This is a genomic window from Sphingosinicella sp. YJ22, from assembly GCF_011320075.1.
Classification (GTDB): Bacteria; Pseudomonadota; Alphaproteobacteria; order Sphingomonadales; family Sphingomonadaceae; genus Allosphingosinicella.
Genome location: NZ_JAANPA010000001.1, coordinates 125,087 through 139,661, shown reverse-complemented (window position 1 = coordinate 139,661; position 14,575 = coordinate 125,087). Strand labels below are relative to the sequence as shown.

The 14,575-nt window shown below is 66.3% G+C and carries 19 protein-coding genes; 11 read left to right on the top strand and 8 right to left on the bottom strand.

The features are described 5' to 3' along the window. Positions 1 to 4 precede the first annotated feature (4 nt). The 4 genes from G7B71_RS00775 to G7B71_RS00760 all read left to right on the top strand — a co-directional run bounded on the left by G7B71_RS00775 (position 5) and on the right by G7B71_RS00760 (position 2,933). Positions 5 to 151 (top strand): CsbD family protein, encoded by a 147-nt coding sequence (locus G7B71_RS00775; protein ID WP_166036588.1) that lies wholly within the window; start codon positions 5 to 7, stop codon positions 149 to 151. A 172-nt stretch (positions 152 to 323) separates the two neighbouring features. After that, complete coding sequence (locus G7B71_RS00770) at positions 324 to 497, top strand: DUF1328 domain-containing protein (RefSeq protein ID WP_166036843.1); 174 nt, start codon at positions 324 to 326, stop codon at positions 495 to 497. Positions 498 to 1,185: 688 nt separating this feature from the next. After that, positions 1,186 to 1,614: a DUF2231 domain-containing protein gene (locus G7B71_RS00765; protein WP_166036841.1), complete on the top strand. Its 429-nt coding sequence runs from the start codon at positions 1,186 to 1,188 to the stop codon at positions 1,612 to 1,614. Further along, positions 1,611 to 2,933, top strand: coding sequence for a sorbosone dehydrogenase family protein (locus G7B71_RS00760; RefSeq protein ID WP_166036839.1), 1,323 nt, complete (start codon positions 1,611 to 1,613; stop codon positions 2,931 to 2,933). Before G7B71_RS00765 ends, G7B71_RS00760 begins: the two co-directional genes overlap by 4 nt. A gap of 86 nt (positions 2,934 to 3,019) precedes the next feature. Here the strand turns inward: G7B71_RS00760 and G7B71_RS00755 are convergent, their stop codons facing one another. From G7B71_RS00755 to G7B71_RS00725, 7 genes are all read right to left on the bottom strand, one after another. Further along, complete coding sequence (locus tag G7B71_RS00755) at positions 3,020 to 3,478, bottom strand: PA2169 family four-helix-bundle protein (RefSeq protein ID WP_166036837.1); 459 nt, start codon at positions 3,476 to 3,478, stop codon at positions 3,020 to 3,022. Positions 3,479 to 3,618: 140 nt separating this feature from the next. Further along, positions 3,619 to 3,909: a hypothetical protein gene (locus tag G7B71_RS00750; protein ID WP_166036835.1), complete on the bottom strand. Its 291-nt coding sequence runs from the start codon at positions 3,907 to 3,909 to the stop codon at positions 3,619 to 3,621. Between the two features lie 2 nt (positions 3,910 to 3,911). Then, positions 3,912 to 6,449: a cbb3-type cytochrome c oxidase subunit I gene (locus tag G7B71_RS00745; protein WP_166036832.1), complete on the bottom strand. Its 2,538-nt coding sequence runs from the start codon at positions 6,447 to 6,449 to the stop codon at positions 3,912 to 3,914. Next, positions 6,446 to 7,432 (bottom strand): cytochrome c oxidase subunit II, encoded by a 987-nt coding sequence (gene coxB / locus G7B71_RS00740; RefSeq protein ID WP_166036830.1) that lies wholly within the window; start codon positions 7,430 to 7,432, stop codon positions 6,446 to 6,448. Before coxB ends, G7B71_RS00745 begins: the two co-directional genes overlap by 4 nt. After that, the gene (locus G7B71_RS15595; protein ID WP_243406031.1) at positions 7,395 to 8,372 is read right to left on the bottom strand and encodes a c-type cytochrome; all 978 of its coding nucleotides are present in this window, start codon (positions 8,370 to 8,372) and stop codon (positions 7,395 to 7,397) included. Before G7B71_RS15595 ends, coxB begins: the two co-directional genes overlap by 38 nt. 67 nt (positions 8,373 to 8,439) lie before the next feature. Continuing rightward, the gene (locus G7B71_RS00730; protein WP_166036826.1) at positions 8,440 to 9,111 is read right to left on the bottom strand and encodes a cytochrome b; all 672 of its coding nucleotides are present in this window, start codon (positions 9,109 to 9,111) and stop codon (positions 8,440 to 8,442) included. Further along, positions 9,108 to 9,851, bottom strand: coding sequence for a cytochrome c oxidase assembly protein (locus G7B71_RS00725; protein WP_166036824.1), 744 nt, complete (start codon positions 9,849 to 9,851; stop codon positions 9,108 to 9,110). The genes G7B71_RS00730 and G7B71_RS00725 overlap by 4 nt, the downstream gene beginning before the upstream one ends. Before the next feature lie 205 nt (positions 9,852 to 10,056). On the opposite strand from G7B71_RS00725, the gene G7B71_RS00720 reads away from it, so the two are divergent. After that, positions 10,057 to 10,455 (top strand): hypothetical protein, encoded by a 399-nt coding sequence (locus G7B71_RS00720; RefSeq protein WP_279338386.1) that lies wholly within the window; start codon positions 10,057 to 10,059, stop codon positions 10,453 to 10,455. A gap of 27 nt (positions 10,456 to 10,482) precedes the next feature. On the opposite strand, the gene G7B71_RS00715 is transcribed toward G7B71_RS00720, so the two are convergent. Further along, a complete protein-coding gene (locus G7B71_RS00715; RefSeq protein WP_207774680.1) occupies positions 10,483 to 10,728 on the bottom strand; it encodes a hypothetical protein in 246 nt (81 codons plus the stop codon). Positions 10,729 to 10,915: 187 nt separating this feature from the next. On the opposite strand from G7B71_RS00715, the gene G7B71_RS00710 reads away from it, so the two are divergent. The 6 genes from G7B71_RS00710 to glp all read left to right on the top strand — a co-directional run bounded on the left by G7B71_RS00710 (position 10,916) and on the right by glp (position 14,575). After that, entirely contained in the window at positions 10,916 to 11,176 is a 261-nt protein-coding gene (locus tag G7B71_RS00710) for a hypothetical protein (RefSeq protein WP_207774679.1), read from the top strand. 487 nt (positions 11,177 to 11,663) lie between these two features. Further along, positions 11,664 to 11,909, top strand: coding sequence for a MoaD/ThiS family protein (locus G7B71_RS00705; protein WP_166036820.1), 246 nt, complete (start codon positions 11,664 to 11,666; stop codon positions 11,907 to 11,909). 5 nt (positions 11,910 to 11,914) lie between these two features. Further along, entirely contained in the window at positions 11,915 to 12,373 is a 459-nt protein-coding gene (locus tag G7B71_RS00700; protein WP_166036818.1) for a molybdenum cofactor biosynthesis protein MoaE, read from the top strand. Further along, positions 12,373 to 12,909, top strand: a complete 537-nt coding sequence (gene moaB, locus G7B71_RS00695; RefSeq protein WP_166036816.1) for a molybdenum cofactor biosynthesis protein B — start codon at positions 12,373 to 12,375, stop codon at positions 12,907 to 12,909. The genes G7B71_RS00700 and moaB overlap by 1 nt, the downstream gene beginning before the upstream one ends. Then, entirely contained in the window at positions 12,906 to 13,391 is a 486-nt protein-coding gene (moaC, locus tag G7B71_RS00690; RefSeq protein ID WP_166036815.1) for a cyclic pyranopterin monophosphate synthase MoaC, read from the top strand. The genes moaB and moaC overlap by 4 nt, the downstream gene beginning before the upstream one ends. Further along, the gene (glp, locus tag G7B71_RS00685; protein ID WP_166036813.1) at positions 13,388 to 14,575 is read left to right on the top strand and encodes a gephyrin-like molybdotransferase Glp; all 1,188 of its coding nucleotides are present in this window, start codon (positions 13,388 to 13,390) and stop codon (positions 14,573 to 14,575) included. The genes moaC and glp overlap by 4 nt, the downstream gene beginning before the upstream one ends.

Genomic DNA, 14,575 nt, shown 5'->3' with positions numbered 1-14,575 from the left:
TGACGTGAACCCTCGCGACGACGATCAATCTATCGATTCCGTCCGGACCGAAGGCAGCATGAAGAAGATGGGCGGCGACTGGAAGGAAGGTGCGGGCAATCTCCTCGGCGACGAGAAGCTGGAGCGCGAGGGGCAAGGAGATCAGGCCTAGGGCAAGCTCCAGAATGCCTGGGGCAGCGTAAAGGACAAGGCGAGCGAGATCACTGGCGGCGACCAAAACCGCTGACCGAGCGAGGGCCGCCGGAACCGCCGGCGGCCCCAGCCGTCTTCATCAGGCCGGCCGCGCTCAGATGCGGCCGTCCTCGCACCACTCGGAGACAACCGTGATCAAATGGGCCATCATATTTGCCGTGCTCGCGCTTGTGCTGGCGGTCCTCGGCTTTGGCGGCCTCGCAGGCGCCTTCATCGATATTGCTCAGATTTTATTCTGGCTCGCCGTCATCATTGCCGTCCTGCTGTTTGTCCTTGGCTACACAGTCTACAAGAAAGTGACGTGAGCCGCCGGGCACCGGCGTGCGAACTTCGTCGGTATCCCCGCACCAACCTCAGACCGCGCGATCTGGCAATCCCAGCGCGCAACGACGGCGGCATGCGCGCGCCAACGTCCGCCGAGGGAAAGCTGATCTAGATGGAAATTCTGTTCGACTTCAGCGTTGAGCCCCGAATGTCAGCAAAGGGTCGAAAGCGGTCATCGCCAAACCAGCTGAACGAACGCCCGGTTTTCGGCACCGCCGGCGGCGCCTCTAGCGTCCGGTATGGGCGCTTAGCAGTCCGGCAGGATCTGGCCGAAAGCCGACGAGCGACATTTCGGTGACTTCCGGCCAGAGCGGACGGAAACACACAGCTCAGACGTTTGACTGGCCAGATAGCTCAGTCGTCGTCCCGATCACGATCACGGTAGTAGCGATACGGCGGTTGTCGCGGTTCCGGTCGCGCCTCGCACGGCGATCGTCGCGGCACACGCGGCGCTGAACGGAGCGCGCGCAATGCCACCTTCGGAGTAGGTATCGACGACGGCTGGCCGGCTTCCGGAACTCCACCGGCGCCGCGGCATTACAAATATTGCATTCAGACGAATGAGCAACCGCGAGCGCATCGCGGCTAATGGGGAACTGATTAAGGTCTCTCTTCGTCCGGCTCATTGATCCCGAGGCTTCGCGCCTCTGTGAGCAGAAAGGAACCGCAGTGGCCGCCGAAGCCCGCACCCGACGAACCGAAGCGATCCACCCGGTACATGCCGTGCTGCTTGCCGGCTCGCTTCCGCTCTTTCTGGGGACGCTGCTGAGCGATTGGGCTTACGGCTCGACCTACGAGGTGCAGTGGGCCAATTTCGCCTCCTGGCTCCTTGTCGGGGCGCTGCTGTTCAGTGGGCTTGCGCTGCTCTGGTCGTTCATCGAGCTGCTTCGAGCGGACAGGCGCGGGCGGCGCAACGTGATGGGCTTCCTGCTGCTCCTGGCGACTTGGGTCGTCGGCTTCATCAACGCGCTGGTCCACGCGAAGGACGGCTGGGCAGTGATGCCCGAAGCACCGATCCTGTCGATCATCGTCGCGGCGCTCGTGATCGGGGCGATCTGGTTCGCTTTCTCCGGCTCGCGCTCGGGAGAGACGCAATGAACCGGATCAAACTTTCAAGTGCGGTGGCGGCGGTCGGCCTGTTGGCTGCTTGCGGCGGCGATCCGGACCCCAGCCAATATGGGCCCAATCCCGAGCTGCCGGCCCAGCAGCGGGGGCTCCTGCCCAGCATGGCGGTCGCAAGCCCGGCTGGCTGGGGCGATCAGCGTCCGACCGTGCCGCAAGGCTACACGATCACAGCCATCGCCACCGACCTCAAGGTGCCGCGCCAGGCCCTGATACTTCCGAATGGAGACATCCTGATCGCCGAAGGCAAAGGCGGCAAGGACGCGCCGGCGCTGCGGCCGAAGGACTTCATTGCAGGATATGTGATGGAGCAGGGATCGAGCACGACCGAAGGCGGCGACCGCCTCACCCTGCTTCGGGACGCCGACGGTGACGGGAGGTACGAAGGCCGCGCAGTGTTCGCAGAAAACCTCAACGCACCCTATGGCCTCGCGCTCAGCGGCAACGCTCTCTACGTCGCCAACCAGGATGCGCTGGTCCGGTTCGACTACCAGCCGGGCCAGATCCGAGCGAGCGGTCCGCCGGTGACGGTCACGAGCCTGCCGGCCGAGATCAACCATCATTGGACCAAGGCGCTCGCCGTCAGCCCGGACGGACGCCGGCTCTACGTCGGCATCGGCTCGAACAGCAATGTCGGCGAGCGCGGCATGGCGGTGGAGGAAAACCGGGCGATGATCTGGGAGGTGGATGCCGCCACCGGTTTCCATCGCCCCTTCGCCACCGGCCTTCGTAATCCGACCGCACTCGCCGTCCAGCCGGGCATTGGCCAGCTCTGGGCGGTCGTGAACGAGCGCGACGAGCTCGGCCCCAACCTCGTTCCCGATTATCTAACGTCCGTTCGCCAAGGCGCCTTCTATGGATGGCCGTACGCCTATTGGGGCCAGAATGAAGACCCACGCGTCCGACCGCAGGATCCCCAAAAGGTCGCCGCCACAATCCGCCCCGACTACAGCCTTGGTTCGCATCACGCGCCACTGGGTCTTGCCTTCTCGGTCCCCGCGATGGGTGCGAATTTTGCCGAAGGCGTCTTCATCGGCGAGCATGGCAGCTGGAACCGCAACACTCCGGTGGGTTATCGCGTGGTGTTCGTGCCCTTCCGCAACGGCCGCCCGGCAGGAGCTCCAATCGAGTTCGCGACCGGCTTCCTCGGCGAAGACGCTGCGCGCGGACGACCCGTCGGGGTCGCCGTGGACCCGCGCGGAGCGCTGATCATCGTCGACGATCTGTCCAATACGGTTTGGCGCGTGGCGCCCGTCCGACCACAAGCCGCCGCTGCGCCGGCGAGCGTCCAATGATGCTTTTCGACTGAGCAGGAGCCTCTCGGCAAAAAAAAGCCACCCGGGATTGGCTGTGATTCCCGGGTGGCCCCAATCGATAAGACTCAGGTCGTGCCCTTCATGCTGTGCTTCAGCTGGCTGGCGCGGTCGTGGCCTTCGCGAACCGAGCGGAACGCCTCTTCGATGATCGACTTGGCCTGCACCGACAGGCGGTCGTCCTGCAGCGCCGTCTCGTACTTGCCCTTGATATAGTCCTCGCCGTTCTCGACCTCCTCGACGATCTGCTTGTCGCTGTCGCCGGCGACGGCGTCCTTGAGGTTGAGCCAGGCGCGGTGCATCGCCGCGGCCGTGGAGCCGTCGTCCTCGGGATCGCCGCCGAGCTGGCGTACGACCTGCTGGAGCTGGTTCACGCACTGTCGGCGCTCGGTCGCGAATTGCTGGAACATCGACTTGAACTGATCGCTGCGCGCATCCTTGGCGGCTTCCTCGAAGCCGTTGGCGCTGTCGATCGTGGTGGTGATGAGGCTGTTGAGCACGCTTACGTCATGGTCGGTATCGGCCATCCGTTCTCTCCTTCATTTGGGGTGTTAATCATTAACGATCCGCAGCCCGAAGGGTTCGCAACGGCGCGCTCTCTTTCTCCACCGAACGGAAAACAGCAGTGAAGTGGGTCCTGCCGAGTGGGGCAGGCAGCGGCGGCCGATCAGATCAGGAGCGCGGGGAGTCCCTGCCAGGCGATTGCGAGGAACGCCGTCGCGCCCGACAATGCAGCGATGGTATGGATCCATCGTCGTTCCGGGTCGGTGGCGCCGACCCTGCCCGCCCAGCCACGCAAGGTGAGAGTCGTGGCGGCGGCGAGGCAGACGAAGGTCACGAGAGCGGTGACGACCCGCGCGGTCGTGCTGGTCAGGAAGATGCTCGCGGCGACGTAGACCGCGAAGAAATGGACGGTCCAGACGATCAGCCCGCCCAGCAGATAGGCCCAGGTCCGCATTTTCAGAAGCCGCCCGGCACGAGACGGGTCAGCAAGGCTGAGGCCGCACCCTGTCCCGCAAGGTACCAGGTGAACAAGGTGATCAGGTCGAACGTGTTGTTGCATGGCTTGATGATCAGCGCGCGGCCGGTGCGAGCGGCCAGGTAGACCGCCATCAGCGCGAGGATGAAGACGAGGCAGCCCTGCAGCGTGAACAGGGCATGGATGATCGCCCCCTGCCCGCTCGCGTCTCCGGTCAGACCGGTCGCTCGCCAGCTCCACAAGTCGAGGATGAAGGCGGCGCCGGCCGCGACCATCCCCCAGAGCAGCAGCCCGCTTGGCGTCCATTCCGAGACGTCCTCGCGGGCCAACAGGCGGCGGCCGAGCCAGGCAAGCAGCGCTGCGAGCGCATAGAGACCGACGATCGGGAACAGCCACCAGCCCTGGGCTTCAACCATCCAGAATTGCGGGTGAATGCCGTAGAGGTAGAAATAGCTGAATACCGCCATCAGGAAGATCATTCCGATGACGACCAGAAGAACGATCATCGCCCACCAGCCATGGGTGCGGGGGCCGGTCACGTAAGTCGGCAACATGATACCCGCGCCGACATCGGCCTGCTCGACCGCGATTGGCCGATCGGTGTCCCACAGCCAGCGAAGCACGCACAGGACGGCCAACACGCCACTGAAAAGCGCGACGCCATAAGCTTGGATGGTCAGGATGACGAAGAACCCGGCGGTGAACACGGCCGCCAGCAAAGGCCATGCCGACGGGCCGGGCATGATCTGGACATATTCCGGTTCGGCGCGCACCGGACTGGTGATGATCGTCTCGCGGTGGCCGGTCGGCGCATTGGGAAGGAAATAGCGTCCTTCCTCGACGTCCTTGCAGATGCCTGGATCGTCCCACAGCGGATAGCGGCTGTTCACCACCGGAATGGAGCGGGTCGAATAGAGGCCGGTCGGAAGCCATTCGAGCGTGCCTCCTCCATAGACGTTGCCGGCATCGTCCTCGACAGTGAAACGGAAATTGCGGGCAAGCTCGATCAGGAACAGCAGCACGCCCGCCGCGAAGATGAAGGCGCCGATCGTCGAGATCATGTTGGTGATCTCCCAGTCGCGTCCGGGCAGGTAGGTGTAGACGCGCCTCGGCATGCCCATGAGGCCGGTGAGGTGCATCGGCAGGAAAATGACCTGCATGCCGACGAACATCAGCCAGAACACCCACTTGCCGGTCCGCTCGGACAGTGGCCGGCGGCTGGTCATCCCCATCCAATAGTAGAAGACGGCGAACAGCGGAAACACGGCGCCGCCGATCAGCACATAGTGAAGGTGCGCGACGATGAAGTGGGTGTCGTGCACCTGCCAGTCGAACGGCACCAAAGCCACCATCACGCCGGTGAGGCCGCCGATCACGAAGGTGACGAGGCCGCCCAGGACGAACAGGGTCGGCGTGTTGAAGACCGGCTTGCCGCTCGCGAACGTGGCGATCCAGGAGAAGACCTGGATGCCGGCCGGGACGCTGACCGCCATGCTCGCGGCCGCGAAGAAGCCCACCGACAGCGCCGGCATGCCGGTGGCGAACATGTGATGCGCCCAGACGCCGAAGCTGATGAAGCCGGTGGCGAGAAAAGCCAACACGATGAGGTTGTGACCGACCAGGCGGGTGCGGGCGAGCGCCGGGATCATCATCGACACCAGCGCGGAGGCCGGCAGGAAAATGATGTACACTTCCGGATGGCCGAAGAACCAGAAGAGGTGCTGCCAAAGGACCGGGTCGCCGCCGCGCGTCGGATCGAAAAAGGGCCAGTTCAGCGCCCGCTCCAGCTCGAGCAGAAGCGTGGCGAGGATCACCGAAGGAAAGGCGATGACGATCATACCGGCAAAGACGAGCATGCCCCAGGCGAAGATCGGCATCTCGCGCAGGCTCATGCCCGGCGCACGGGTGCGCAGGACGCCGACGATGATCTCGATCGCGCCGGCGATCGCGCTGATCTCGATGAAGCCGATGCCGAGCAGCCAGAAATCGGCGTTGATGCCCGGCGAGTAGGTCGTGCTGGTGAGCGGCGGGTACATGAACCAGCCGCCGTTCGGCGCCAGGCCGAAGAAGATCGAGGCAAAGAAGCAGAGGCCGCCGACAAAGTAGGCCCAGAAGGCGTAGGCTGAGAGACGCGGGAACGGGAGATCGCGCGCGGCGAGCATCTGCGGGAGAAGCAGGACTCCGAGCGCCTCCATGATCGGCACGGCGAACAGGAACATCATGATCGTGCCGTGCATCGTGAAGAACTGGTTGTAGGTCTCCTGGGGAAGGATGCCCTGGAGCGGCAGCGCGAGCTGCGCGCGCATGACCAGCGCGAGCACGCCGGCAAGTACGAAGAAGAGGAAGGCGGTGGCGATGTACCACACGCCGACATAGTTGTTGTTGACGGCGGTCAGCTTCGCGATTCCGGTCGGCGCCGCCCAGATCCGGTTGAGCTCGTCGAACTCGCCCGCCGGCCTCTCGCCTGTGGTCGGGAAACGTTCGTAAAGAGCCGGATCGAAGCCGGTTTCCGAGCTCACCTCTGGGCCTCGAGATAGACGGCGAGCGCACGCAGATCGTCGGACGAAAGCATGGAATAGGGCGGCATTCGGTTGCCCGGCTTGATCGCCTGGCTGTTGCCGATCCAGCCCATCAATGTGCCGCGATTGTTGGGCAGGATGCCCGCGCCCAACGTCTGGCGCGTTCCCAAAAAGGAGAGATCGGGACCCGCAATCCCGTTGGCGCCGGTGCCGGCGATCCGGTGGCAGGCGGCGCAGCCGGCGGTCTGGAACAGCTGGGCGCCGCGGGCCAGATCGGGGTGTGCCGGCAACGGCGGTCGGGCGCCGGCCGTCCGCGCGGCCATCAGCCGGGCGAAATCCTCTGGCTCGTGGGCGACGACCACAAATCCCATCAGCGCATGCGGGCCGCCGCAATATTCGGCGCATTGTCCGCCGAACACGCCCGGCTCGTCCGCCTGGATCCTCATCATGTTGGTTCGCCCCGGAATCATGTCGAGCTTGCCCGACAGACGAGGCACCCAGAAACTGTGGATGACGTCCGCGGACTCGAGCTCCAGCACCACCGGCTGGCCGACCGGGATGTGCAATTCGTTGGCATCGTGCAGGACGGCCTGCCCGTCGCGGCCGAGATAGGCGATGCGCCACCACCACATTTCGCCGGTGACCTTCACGCGCATTTCGTCGCCGCGGATGGGGGCGGTCAGGCTGCCGGTAAGCGAGAGACCCCACACTAGCAACGCCGACAGGACGACCGCCGGGAAGGCGACGCCGCCGATCCAGATCGCGCGCGTGCCGCCCAGCCTCCCCTTGCGCCTTGCGCTGCCGAAGAGCGCAACCCAAAGCGCCGCGACGACGACAAGCAGCACCAGCGCGGCAATTGCGAACAGCACCCAGCTGAGCATCGCCAGGGGATCGGCGTAGGGGCCCGCCGGGTCGAGCACGGGCGGCGGCCAGCCGCCGAGCGCGTCACCGACCGCCGAGCGTGTAGAGATACGCGGCCACATCGCGCGCCTCCTCCTCCGTGAGCGGCATGGCGGGCATGCCCGTTCCTGGCACATATCGCGGCGCATCGCGCACGAACTCGGCCAGCACGTCGGCACGGTTCGGCAACCGGCCGGCGATCAGGGTCTGTTGAGCAAAGGCCTCGAGCGACGGCCCCACCGATCCTTCCGGCCACACCCCAGGTATGCGGTGGCAGCTGCCGCAGCCTGTGCGGTTCATCGCCAGACGGCCGCGTTCCGGATCAGCTTGCGGCATCGGATGGCGGTCGACGGGGGGTGCCTCGCAGGCGGCTATGCTCAACATCGGCAGCAATGCAGCGAAGGAGCGCCAAGGCGACAATATGAACCCCTTCTCCCGGACCCCAGGTGCGAGCGCCGTGCAATCGGAACCGTGCGTGCCACGGTAGGTTCCGCGATCATGGCCCCCAAAACGAGACGATGGTGGAGGAGCTCCGTCCCGGCGCTCGTCCTTGCGGCGACGCTGGTAGCGTGCAGTGCCGTGGAAACGGTGTCGGACGATCGCTTCAGGGCGACGGGAGAGGTCATCGCGCTGAGCGGCGGCGACGCCGGTGCGGTCAATGCGTGCCTCACCTGCCATGGTCTCGACGGACTCGGCAACGGCGCAGGGGCGCCGCGTCTCGCGGGCCTGGAATTTGGGTACCTCAATCGTCAGATGGAGAGCTATGCAGCGGGCCTGCGCCAGCACCCCCAGATGCAGTACATAGCCGGCAAGCTGTCGGCCGCCGATCGTCAGGCCGTCTCTGCATACTACGCGGCCATGCCGTTTCAGCCTGGTGCGATGCCGCAGGGCCCGGCTCCGGCCTTGTGGGTTTCCGGCGATCCGGCACGCGGGCTGCAGCCTTGCGCAATTTGCCACGGCCTTCGCGGCGAAGGCATCGGGCCTGCCAATCCCGCTCTGGGCGCGCAGCCGGCCGCCTACCATGTCGAGCAGCTCGAGAAATGGCGGCGGTCGGAACGGCGCAACGATCCGATGAACGTCATGCAGGTCATCAGCCGCCGGCTGACCCCGGCCGAGCTCTCGGCTCTCGCGGCTTATGCCGGTGCCCTCCCCGGGGGTCCTCCGAGTCCGGGATCTCCGGAATCATTCCCCGAAGTACGTCGTGCCGATCCCAGAAATGGTGTTTCAGCGCCGCGCCCACATGAAGCGGCACAATGAGCACGAGCAGCCATGCGAGCAGGTGGTGCACGTCCTCCGCCACATCCATGATGGCCCAGCGGGTGGCGATGTCGAGCTGGTCGAAAGGCAGCTGCGGCCACGGCACCAGGCCAGCGAGGTAGAGCGGCCCGGGCTCCGCGACCGACGACCACATTGCCCACCCGGTCAGGGGCAGCCCGAAGAAGGCGAGATAGAAGAGATAGTGGATCGCGTAGGCGATCTGCGTCTGGACGCCCTGCTCGTCGGCATCATTGTGAGGGCCCGGGATCAGCAGCCGCCAGCCCAGTCGGCCAACCGCGAGAACCAGGATCGGCAGGCCGACCGCGCTGTGCACCTGGTAGGCCGCAAGCTTGTCGCCGCCGACTCCCATGAAGCCGATGTAGAAGCCCCATCCGAGCTGAAACAGGACGAGGAAAGCCATCACCCAATGGAAGGTGATCCCGACCGGGGAGTAGCGACCCTCGTCGGTATGCTTGCGCGCCCAGGATCGCAGCGCGTCGATCATGCCCGCGCGGGCTCGCGCTCTTCCCCGAGCAGTTCGTGCATCCGGGCCAGCGCTGCAATCAGGTAGGCCGCCGCTCCCGGAACCCACATGATGATTCCGCCGAGCTGCTGGTCCTCGAGCGGCGACATCCCCCACGCTGCCGTAGTCAACGCGTGCGGCGCGTAGAACGCGCTCGTGCTGAAGCTCAGCAACGCCCCGAGCAGGCCCATCTGGACCATGTAGGTCAACAAGGCGACGATGGCTCCGCCCGGTGCTGCCCACCTGACGCTCGCCCAGAAGCCGGTTGCCGTCGCGAGCAGGCTGATTTGCATCGCCCAGTAGACGAGATCGTTCGAGAGCGCGGCCGCATAGAGCGGAGGAGCGTGCCATGCCCACAAGGCGAAGGCGCTGAGCGCCATCCAGACCGAAAGCGATCCTGGTAACGTCGCCAGCCGTTGCCGCGGGACTGAAGCGGCGAGCAGGAACGCCATGAGCGTCGTCAGGAGGACGTGATGCGCGCTGCGCGCTGCGAACAGTGCGGAGGTCAGCGCGCAGAGCGGCGATACGAAAAGCAGCAGCACGACCGCTATCGCAGCAGCGAAGCGGGTCCGCTCGCGCGGGTATTTGGCGGTTCGGACAAGCCCGAGAGCAGCAGCGAGCAGGAGAATGGCGAGCAGGATCGGATCGAGATTCCAGCGGGCGAAGAGCTCCGCTGGCTGCGGCGCCCCGCCACAATAAGGCAACCAGATCTGCTCGCTCATCGGCGCAGCCACCTTCCCCGCTCAAATTGCAACCTCTCGACGTGCTTCTAGGTTCCGTCAGAAGCACTGAATTGAGCAAAGCCCATATTGCGAGCTGATGCGCGGCTGACACGGCGGTTCCAATCTTGGGACCGCAGAGGGCTAATCATTCGAGCTCAGCTAGCTGCACACCCTGATTCGGGCGCTTAGTTTCCAGACGAGGCGTTTGCTGCCAGTTGGATTTGCCGCCTCAGCACCCGGAGGGCGCCACGCCGAGCAGACCGGCCTGGCGGCCGGTCTCGTTGGTTTTCTGTTGGTTGGCGCGGCGACGTCGCTGCCCGAGATCAGCTCGATAACCGCAGCGGTGAAGCTTCTGCGTTACCAGATGGCGATTGGAGACGTCTTCGGGACCAACATCTTCAACATCATGCTGATCTTCCTCGCCGACCTCGTCTATGACGGTGGGCCGGTGCTGGCGGCGCCCGGGAGGTTTGAGATCGTCGGCGCATCGATCGCAGTACTAATGACCGGCATCTACGTGGTCGGGCTGCTCGAGCGCCGCGACCGAGCGGTGTTGCGCATGGGCTATAACACGATCGCGGCGGTGATCGCTTTCTGGCATTAGAATCGCGTTGCTCGCCAAGGTCTCCGGCTAGATCAGCAGCTCAGGCAGGCCCTGCCACGCCAGTGCAAGGAATGCCGCCGCGCCGGACAGAGCGGCAATTGTGTGGATCCAGCGCCCAACCGTTTCCCCCGTACCGACCCGAGCAGCCCAGCCATAGATCGCCAGCGCCCCGGCGGCGAGCAGGCACACGGCAGTGGCCACCGCCGTAACGGCGCGCGTCGTGTCCGACGTGAGGAAGATGATTGATGCAGCATAGACGACGAAGAAATGCACCGCCCACACGACGAGTCCGCCGAGCGGATAGGCCTAGGCGCGCATCTCACGACACTCCCGGGAGGAGGCGGGTGAGAGCCGCGGAGATCGCGCCCTGCCCCGCAAGATAAAGACTGAACAAGGTGACCAGATCGAATGTGTTGTTGCGCGCTTCATCCGTTGGCTGAAGGCCAATGGGGTCAGCGACGTGCCCGACGAGGCGCTGGGTCGCGCGTTCCTCGAGCGCTACGAGGACTTCGGTCCCTTTCTCGAGATCTTCAAAGACCGCGAGGGGACGGGCGGCTACCCGAGGACCGTCCCGGCCTACGTCTATCTCCTCCTCCACACGCTGTCGCACCAGATGATGCAGTCGCTCGCGGACACGTCGGGCGTCGATCGCGACGGGATCAGTTTTCCGTCGTTTCATGTTCTTGGTGCCGCCTCCCGTAGGGGTCACCAAACCGCCTAGAAACGGCGGTTTTCCCGGATTTAGGCCGATTTGATCTGCTCGCTGTTACGGCAGACCCGAGCCAGTCGGGGAGGTTTGGACGCCGTCCCGATCGAGACGACGATGCACATGACCACCCTTCGCCTGCCAGCGGGCGCAATGGCGCTGGTCCCGGCCCGTCCGGCCGCCTCGTCAATCCTCGTTGCCGTGGTCCTCGGCGTCCTCGGTGACGCCGCCGCGCTCGCTTTGGTGCTCGTAGGATTCCGCGCTGCGCAGAGCAAAGGCCTCTGGGCCCACGCCCCTCCTCCGATCGCGACTCCCGCGGCAAGATAGGCGAGATCGAGCTCAAAACGCGCGCGGCGCATATGATCGTCGCGGTTCGATTCGATCGTCATAGTCATCCCTCCTCGAGGCAGTATGGCTCCCCGCGCGAATTGCGCGTTGATATGGATCACCGAGACGGCGCCGCGGCAGTCTAGGCCGGGCAGCGAATGGGAGGCGTGACGGCGTGAACATCCTGTTCTTCGGTAAGCTTGGCGATCGGATCGGCCGGGAGGTGAGCATCGAGCCGCCGCCGGCCGGCTTCACGGTTCGCGAGGTGCGCGAACTTCTGGCCTCGCTCTACCCGGATTTGGCCGAGGACTTGACGAGCCCTTCGCTCAAGGCCTGCGTCGAAGATGCCATCGTCGCCGATGAATTTCGTGTCGGGGCGGGCGGCACGGTCGAGTTCTTTCCGCCGCTGTCGGGCGGGTGAGCGGAATGATCGAGGCCCGACTGACCGATTTGCCGCTCGACCCGGCCGCCGAGCTGTCGCGCTTCATGGCGAAGCTCGCCGACGAAGGCGCCGTGGTCAGCTTCGCCGGAATCGCGCGGCCGCGGAACCGGGACGGCGCGGACGTCGAGCGTATGTTCCTCGACCATCATCCCCGCATCACCCAGAGCTCCATCGACGACATCGCGCAAGCTGCCAGCCGGCGCTTCGCGGTCGGCGCGATCACCGCCGTACACCGCTTCGGGGAAGTCCTGCCCGGCGAGACGATCGTGTTCGTCGCGGCAGCCTCGCTTCACCGCCGCGCCGCGTTCGAGGCGGCCGACTATGTGATGGACCGACTCAAGACCGACGCGGTGTTGTGGAAGCGCGAGGACTCGGTTGACGGCTCGCGCTGGATCGAGCCTACCGAGGCCGACCGCGCCGACAGGGCGCGGTGGAGCGAGTGATGCCCGGCATTGACGAGAGCCTGACCTTCCATCCGCTGCGCATCGCGGTGCTCACCGTGTCGGACACGCGCGACGCGGAGAGTGACAAGTCCGGACGCCTGCTCGTCGAGCGGCTGAGCGCGGCCGGCCACGCGCTGGCCGGCAAGGCGATCGTCAGGGACGAGGTCGAGGCGATCCAGGCGCAGGTACGGGCCTGGGTCGCGGACGACGGCGTCGACGTCATCCTGTCGACCGGCGGCACCGGATTCGCGCCGCGCGATGTCACCCCGGAAGCGGTGCGGCCGCTGTTTTGGCGCGAAATGGACGGCTTTTCGGTCGTGTTCCACCAGGCGAGCCTCGGCACGGTGGGCGTGTCGACGCTCCAGTCGCGCGCGTGCGCCGGCCAGATCGACGACACGTTCATCTTCTGCCTGCCCGGCTCGACCGGCGCCTGCCGGGACGGCTGGGACCTCGTCCTGTCGCTCGAGCTGGACAGCCGATACCGGCCCTGTTCGCTGGCGGGCCAGGTTCCGCGCCTAAGGGCGCTGTGCGGATGAGCCGGCTCACGCACATAAGCGACGACGGGCGCGCGGCGATGGTCGACGTTTCCGGCAAGGTGCCGACCCAGCGCGTGGCGACCGCCGAAGGCACGCTGCGCTGCGCCGCGGCGACGCTAGACAAGGTGCGCGCCGGCGAGACTCCGAAGGGCTCGGTGATCCAGACCGCGGAGCTGGCCGGGATCATGGCCGCCAAGCGCACCGCCGACCTCGTCCCGCTATGCCACCCGCTGCCGCTCACCAAGGCGGCAGTGACGATCTCGATCGACGACGCCCTGCCCGGCTTCCGGGTCGCGGCGGAGGTGCGAACGCTCGGAGCTACCGGAGTCGAGATGGAGGCGCTGACCGCGGTCTCGGTCGCGTGCCTGACCCTGTTCGACATGCTCAAGGCGGTCGATCGCACGATGGTCATCGATAGCATCCGGGTAACCTCGAAGAGCGGCGGCAAGTCCGGCGACTGGGAAGGCGGCGGCGCGGCGTGATCCCGTTCGACCAAGCGCTCGAGCGCGTCCTCGCAATCGCCAAGCCGCTCGGCGCCGAGGAAGTGCCGCTGGCCGAAGCGCATGGCCGGGTTCTCGCCGCCCCGATCACCGCGCTGGTGTCGGCGCCGCCGGCCGACGTGTCGGCGATGGACGGCTATGCGGTCCGCGAGGCCGACCTCGCCGCCCTCCCCGCGACATTGCCCATCGCCGGCGAATCGTTCGCCGGTCGCGGTCACCACGGCGGGATCGAGCCGGGAACCTGCGTGCGCATCTTCACCGGTGCTCCGGTCCCGCCCGGCGCGGACCGGGTGATCGTCCAGGAAGTGGTGCGCCGCGAGGGCGGAACGGCGGTGGTCGAGGCGCCGCTGTCGCCCGCCCGCCACATCCGCGCCGCCGGATCCGACTTCCGCGTCGGCGACGTCCTGCTGGACAGCGGGACGTTGCTCGGGCCGCGCCAGCTGGTGGCGGCGGCGGCTGCCGATCTCGGCCGGCTGTCGGTGACTCGCCGGCCGAAGGTGATGGTGCTGAGCACCGGCGACGAGCTCGCCGAGCCGGGCACCGCCCGCGCGCAGCCACAGGCCATCCCCGAAAGCCTCTCGGTCGGCGTCGCCGCTCTGGCGGAGACGTGGGGGGCTGACTTCATTGGCCGCGTGACACTTGCCGACCGGCTCGAGGAGATGGCGCAGGCGGCGGCGCTGGCGCTTCGCGACGCGGACGTCGTGGTGGTGACCGGCGGCGCCTCCGTCGGCGAGAAGGACTTCGCCAAGCCGATGTTCGCCGAGCAGGGGCTGGAACTGGTCTTCTCGAAGGTCGCGATCAAGCCGGGCAAGCCGGTGTGGCTCGGCCGGGCGCGCGGCCGGCTCGTGCTCGGCCTCCCCGGCAATCCCACGTCCGCGATGGTCACGGCGCGCCTGTTCCTCGCGCCGCTCGTCGCCGGACTGGCCGGCCGCGACCCGCGTTCCGCGCTGTGCTGGCGCAGCGCCCGGCTTGCCGATGGCCTGTCGCCGACCGGCGACCGCGAGACCTTCGCTCGTGGGAGGATCGAAGGCGAGACGGTGCGGGTGCTTTCGAACCAGGATTCGAGCGCGCAGAAGACGCTGGCCGATTGCGATAGGCTGGTCCGGCTGCCGCCCGGCCCCGCTGCCGTCGCGGCCGGGACGTTCGTCGACGTCCTCGACTTCTGA

Bases quoted from the DNA above. Each gene is read 5' to 3' on its own strand.
- G7B71_RS00760 (WP_166036839.1), top strand. From the start codon at position 1,611: ATGAACCGGATCAAACTTTCAAGTGCGGTGGCGGCGGTCGGCCTGTTG.
- G7B71_RS00755 (WP_166036837.1), bottom strand. From the start codon at position 3,478: ATGGCCGATACCGACCATGACGTAAGCGTGCTCAACAGCCTCATCACC.
- G7B71_RS00750 (WP_166036835.1), bottom strand. From the start codon at position 3,909: ATGCGGACCTGGGCCTATCTGCTGGGCGGGCTGATCGTCTGGACCGTC.
- coxB (WP_166036830.1), bottom strand. From the start codon at position 7,432: ATGTGGCCGCGTATCTCTACACGCTCGGCGGTCGGTGACGCGCTCGGC.
- G7B71_RS15595 (WP_243406031.1), bottom strand. From the start codon at position 8,372: ATGGTAGGCGGCCGGCTGCGCGCCCAGAGCGGGATTGGCAGGCCCGAT.
- G7B71_RS00730 (WP_166036826.1), bottom strand. From the start codon at position 9,111: ATGATCGACGCGCTGCGATCCTGGGCGCGCAAGCATACCGACGAGGGT.
- G7B71_RS00725 (WP_166036824.1), bottom strand. From the start codon at position 9,851: ATGAGCGAGCAGATCTGGTTGCCTTATTGTGGCGGGGCGCCGCAGCCA.
- G7B71_RS00700 (WP_166036818.1), top strand. From the start codon at position 11,915: ATGATCGAGGCCCGACTGACCGATTTGCCGCTCGACCCGGCCGCCGAG.
- moaB (WP_166036816.1), top strand. From the start codon at position 12,373: ATGCCCGGCATTGACGAGAGCCTGACCTTCCATCCGCTGCGCATCGCG.
- moaC (WP_166036815.1), top strand. From the start codon at position 12,906: ATGAGCCGGCTCACGCACATAAGCGACGACGGGCGCGCGGCGATGGTC.